Annotated in this window: 5 protein-coding genes; 3 read left to right on the top strand and 2 right to left on the bottom strand. The window is 66.9% G+C overall.

Annotated features, from left to right (window positions below; genetic code table 11):
• On the bottom strand, positions 1–395 hold a 395-nt coding region (locus tag F9K34_RS16780), incomplete at its 3' end, for a LysR family transcriptional regulator (RefSeq protein WP_291338261.1).
• 101 nt (positions 396–496) lie between these two features.
• On the opposite strand from F9K34_RS16780, the gene F9K34_RS16775 reads away from it, so the two are divergent.
• Positions 497–1300, top strand: coding sequence for an arylamine N-acetyltransferase family protein (locus F9K34_RS16775; RefSeq protein WP_291338260.1), 804 nt, complete (start codon positions 497–499; stop codon positions 1298–1300).
• An 80-nt stretch (positions 1301–1380) separates the two neighbouring features.
• On the opposite strand, the gene F9K34_RS16770 is transcribed toward F9K34_RS16775, so the two are convergent.
• Complete coding sequence (locus F9K34_RS16770) at positions 1381–1662, bottom strand: usg protein (RefSeq protein WP_291338259.1); 282 nt, start codon at positions 1660–1662, stop codon at positions 1381–1383.
• Between the two features lie 200 nt (positions 1663–1862).
• Here F9K34_RS16770 and gyrA point away from each other — a divergent pair, with 200 nt between their 5' ends.
• Both gyrA and F9K34_RS16760 read left to right on the top strand, forming a co-directional pair.
• A complete protein-coding gene (gyrA, locus tag F9K34_RS16765) occupies positions 1863–4589 on the top strand; it encodes a DNA gyrase subunit A (protein ID WP_291338258.1) in 2727 nt (908 codons plus the stop codon).
• Between the two features lie 306 nt (positions 4590–4895).
• A partial coding sequence (locus F9K34_RS16760; RefSeq protein ID WP_291338257.1) for a hypothetical protein occupies positions 4896–5293 on the top strand: 398 nt, incomplete at its 3' end.

The raw sequence follows: 5293 nt of genomic DNA, 5'->3' as shown, positions 1-5293 counted from the left end.
AGCCTGTAGCAATGCGTGCTGGTACGCACGCCAGCCCTTGGCGCCAGTCGTAAGAATGCCTCGCCATCGGCGCGCGTCAGATTGGCCACCGACCGCACCACCCGCTCGCCCCACAAAATATCGTAAGGAAAACTTGGGATGTCGCTCATGTGGATGCCGGCGCAAACCACGACGCCGCCTTTGCGCACCGCTCGCAACGCCGTCGGCACCAGCGCGCCCGCCGCGTCGCGGCTGAAGACGGCTAGGCCGCCCTGCTCGATCGCCACAAGACGGCGCGACATGGTGGATTGGCTGACACCCGCGCGCCGGGCGGCCTCAGAGAGGCTCTTCGCCTCGGCCATGAGGAGGACATCGCGCAGGTCGTTCCAGTCGGGGGGCGGGTCGGTCATGGCCATTTGCGCCATGCAAGAACGGATGGGCCCCTGCACTATCGCGGATTGCCCGGACCCGGTCAATCGCGCCAAAGGGACGCATTGCCCATTCACCGGACCCGATCATGGATTTCGACCTTTCCGCATACCTCGTCCGCATCGGCCATCGGCCCGCGCCGCCCTCGGCCGCCGGCCTTGCCGCCCTTCAGGCCGCGCAGCTGCGCGCCATCCCGTTCGAGAACACCGAGCCGTTCCTCGGCCGGGTTCCCGACCTGTCGCACGGCGCGCTCCGGCAGAAGATCGTCGCCGCCGGGCGGGGCGGCTATTGCCTGGAACTGAACCGCCTCTTCGGTGGGGCGCTTGCCGCGCTCGGCTACGCCGCCCGGCCCATCCTCGGCCGGGTGCGCATGGGTGCAGCGGCCGGAGGTCCGCGCGCCCATCTCGCCCATGTCGTGACCCTCGCGGGGCGGGACTGGCTCGCCGACACGGGCTTCGGCGGCCCCGGCCCGGAACATCCGCTGCGGCTCGACACCGCCGGCGCGCAGGACGACCGCCTCGGACGGTTCCGCCTGCGGCCCGACGCGGCGACCGGCGAGACGGTGCTGGAACGCGCCACGCCGGACGGCTGGTTCGCGCTCTACGGCTTCGACGCCGTCCCCGTCACCGCGCCGGACATCGAGGCGGCCAATGTCGTCTGTTCGCGCTGGGCCTTGTCGCCCTTTCCGCATCACCTCATGCTGAACCGGGTGACGGCGGACGGGCGGGTGAGCCTCTTCGACCGGCAGGTGTCGGACGGAGAGGGCCCGCGCGCGCTTGCGGGTGTCGACGACCTCGCCCGGGTGCTCGCCACGCGCTTCGCGCTTCCCGCCGATACCGCCCCCGCGCTCTGGGCACGGCTCGCACCTGAGGCGGAAGGCGTTTCCGCCTGAGCGGGTCCGGCGCGCGCCCTGTCGGGACGGAAAACCGACGCGGAACCGACGCCTGCGGGACGGCGATCCGACGCGCGCCGTCAATGCAGCCGGAACTCGCCCACGACGTTGCGCCACTCGCCCGGGGCGATCAGCTTGCGGTGGGTGAAGCGGACCGAATGCAGCGGCCCCTCGATCCTTTCCTGCCAGAATTCGATGAAACGGAAGAGCTCCGGATAGTCCGGCGCAAGGTCGTATTCCTGCCAGATGAAGCTGTTGAGGACATGCCGGTAATCCGGCATCCGGTAGTAGAATTCCGCCGTCGTGAGCCCGTAGCCCTTCAGCATCAGCTCCGTCTCGGCCCCCGGCGTGTTCGCGCGCATGAGTGCCTCCGTCAGTGCCCATGGCCGAAAGTCTAGCTGAGTCGCGGTTAACGGCAATGAAAACAATGTGTTATCTTTGTGTTACCGGAACCGGCCGAAAGCCCCTGCCCGCCATTGCACCCAACTGATGGCATGGGGTATAGTCGCGCCCAACAATATCTAGCGCCCGCATGGGGCCCCTGAACGAAGGGCGACAAGCCGTGACCGACACGCCGGAAACCCCTGAAAACGCTGAGGAAACGCCGCGGCGCCCGGCCTACGACGGACCCACCGTCGACATCGCCGAGGAGATGAAGACGGCCTATCTCGACTACGCGATGAGCGTGATCGTCAGCCGCGCCATCCCGGACCTGCGCGACGGGTTGAAACCCGTGCACCGGCGCATCCTCTACGCCATGCACGAGACCGGCAACAGCCACGACAAGCCCTATCGCAAGTCCGCCCGCCCGGTGGGCGACACGATGGGGAAATACCACCCTCACGGCGACGCCTCGATCTATGACGCCCTCGTGCGGATGGCGCAGGACTTCTCGATGTCGCTGCGGCTGCTCGACGGCCAGGGCAACTTCGGCTCGATGGACGGCGACAACCCGGCGGCCATGCGCTACACCGAGGTCCGGATGGACAAGCCGGCCGCCTTCCTTCTCGCCGACATCGAGAAGGAAACCGTCGATTTCCAGGACAACTACGACGGCAAGGACCGCGAGCCGACGGTCCTTCCCGCCCGCTTCCCGAACATGCTGGTCAATGGCGCGGGCGGCATCGCCGTCGGCATGGCCACGAACATCCCGCCGCACAACCTCGGCGAGGTGATCGACGGCACGTTGGCACTGATCGAGAGCCCCGACCTCAGCATGGAAGCGCTGATGGAGATCATCCCGGCGCCCGACTTCCCGACCGGCGGGCTGATCCTTGGCCGCTCGGGCGCGCGCAAGGCCTATCTGGAGGGTCGCGGCAGCGTCGTCGTGCGCGCCAAGACCCGCGTCGAGGAGATCAGGAAAGACCGTTATGCCATTGTTCTGGATGAAATACCCTATCAGGTGAACAAGGCGACGATGATCGAGAAGATCGCCGAACTGGTGCGCGACAAGAAGATCGAGGGCATCGCCCATGTGCAGGACGAAAGCGACCGCGTCGGCGTCCGCGTCGTCATCGAGCTGAAGCGCGACGCAACGGCCGAGGTGGTGCTGAACCAGCTCTGGCGGTTCACGCCGATGCAGACCTCCTTCGGCTGCAACATGCTGGCGCTGAACGGCGGCCGGCCCGAGACGCTCACCTTGCGCGATTTTCTTATGCATTTCATAAGCTTCCGCGAGGAAGTTGTGGCGCGGCGGACGGCCTTCGAACTGCGGAAGGCGCGCGAGCGCAGCCATATCCTCTGCGGCCTCGCCGTCGCGGTGTCGAATGTCGACGAGGTGGTGGCGACGATCCGCGCCTCGGCCGACCCGGCAGAGGCGCGCGAACGGCTGATGACGCGGCGCTGGCCCGCGTCCGAGATCGCCGACTACATCCGGCTGATCGACGACCCGACCCACAAGATGAACGAGGACGGGACCTACAACCTTTCCGAAACCCAGGCCCGCGCCATCCTCGACCTCAGGCTCCAGCGCCTGACCGCGATGGGGGTGAAGGAGGTCACCGACGAGCTTCGGGACCTCGCCGCCAGGATCAAGGACTACCTCGACATCCTCGGGAGCCGCGATCGGATCATGGCGATCATCTCGGACGAGTTGCGCGAGGTGAAGGACGCCTTCGCCGTTCCGCGCCGCACCGAGATCGTCGACTGGGCCGGCGACATGGAGGACGAGGACCTGATCGAGCGCGAGGACATGGTCGTGACGATCACCTCGGGCGGCTACATCAAGCGCACCCCGCTGGCCGAGTTCCGCAGCCAGCGGCGCGGCGGCAAGGGTCTCGCCTCGATGCAGACGAAGGAGGACGATGTCGTCACCACGCTCTTCGTCGCCAACACCCATACCCAGCTTCTCTTCTTCACCACCGACGGGATGGTCTACAAGCTGAAGTGCTGGCGCCTGCCTCTCGGTGGGCGGACCGCGAAGGGCAAGGCGATCATCAACATCCTGCCGATCCCGCAGGGGGTCTCCATCGCCGCGATCATGCCCGTCGACGTGCCCGAGGAGGAATGGGAGGCGCTGCAGATCTTCTTCGCCACCTCCGACGGCGACGTGCGCCAGAACGCCCTGTCGGACTTCACCAACGTCAAGTCGAACGGCAAGATCGCCATGAAGCTCCCCGAGGGCGTCAGCCTCGTGAACGCGCGGATCTGCGACGAAAGCGACGACGTGATGCTGGTGACGGCACTCGGCCGGGCGATCCGCTTTCCGACGACCGAGGTGCGCGTCTTCAAGGGCCGGGATTCGACCGGCGTGCGGGGCATCCGGCTGGCCGAGGACGACAGCGTCGTCTCCATGTCGGTCATCCGCCACTTCGAGGCGAGCCCGGAGGAGCGTGCGGCCTATCTCAAGCAGCGCCGTCTCATGGCCGGCGTGATCGAGGACGAGGCGCCGGACGAGGACGAGGAGGCGGTGGCCGAGGGCCAGCTGTCGCCCGAGCGCTACGCCGAGATGTCGGCCGCCGAGGACCTGATCCTGACGGTCACCGCGAAGGGGGCGGGCAAGATTTCGTCAAGCCACGACTACCCGGTGCGGGGACGCGGCGGCCAGGGTGTCATGGCGATGGACAAGGCGATGCGTGGCGGCACGCTCGTCGCGTCTTTCCCGGTCGAGATGGACGACCAGATCATGCTCGCCACCTCCACCGGCCAGTCGATCCGCTGCCCCGTCGAGGGGATCAGCTTCAGGTCGCGCTCGGCCGGCGGGGTCAAGGTCTTCGACACCGGCGCGGGCGAAGAGGTGGTCTCGGTCGCGCGGATCGCCGATCAGGAGGAGGAGGGTGCGGGCGAATAGGCCCGCATGTCTCCAAACCCGTCGACAAGCCCGGTCCCGAATCGCCGCCGGGACGAGTGGTTGCTGACGCTCCACAACCGGAAGCGGCATTTCCAGTTTCGGGACAATGCCCGTGGCGCAGGCGCATTGGATGACCCCCGGGAAATGGATCGCCACAAAGTTGTGGCTTGGTTAACGGATCTTGCCACATCGGCACCGAAGTGCCGCCGCATTGCGCCGACAGTATCCGTCTCAAGGGGACGACTGTTTCCGCGTTACCAGTGACCTTAGTTCTCGGTCTCCAGTTGCCAGAGAAGGGATCACATGATGCAGGTCACAGCTGTCAAGCCGCACAACCTGGGCCAGAGCGGCCAGAACCTCGTCCGCATCGTCATCGCGTCCTACTTCCTCGCCGTCGCGGTCGGTCTCATCCCGGGCACCGACGCTTCGCCGCTGACAGCGGCGGTGCTGCCGGAACCCTATGCGGCGGCGGTCGGTCAGACCGTGATCTTCATCACCGCCTATCTCGTCCTCGTCGGTGTCTGGCTGCGGATGGCGGCACTGCTGCTTGCCACGGTGCTCTTCTGGTCAAGCTACATCGAGAATACCGGGAGCGGTGATCTGGAAGCCTTCTGGCGCGATCTCGCGCTCATCGGCGCGCTGATCCTGACCTACACGCAGACCCTGCCGCGCGCAGCTGCGCGCCGGGCCGCTCTGCGCTGGAC

The organism is Albidovulum sp. (assembly GCF_008933605.1).
Taxonomy (GTDB): domain Bacteria; phylum Pseudomonadota; class Alphaproteobacteria; order Rhodobacterales; family Rhodobacteraceae; genus Albidovulum.
The sequence above is the reverse complement of the archived record's forward strand: the minus strand, read 5'-3'. Positions and strand labels throughout refer to the sequence as shown.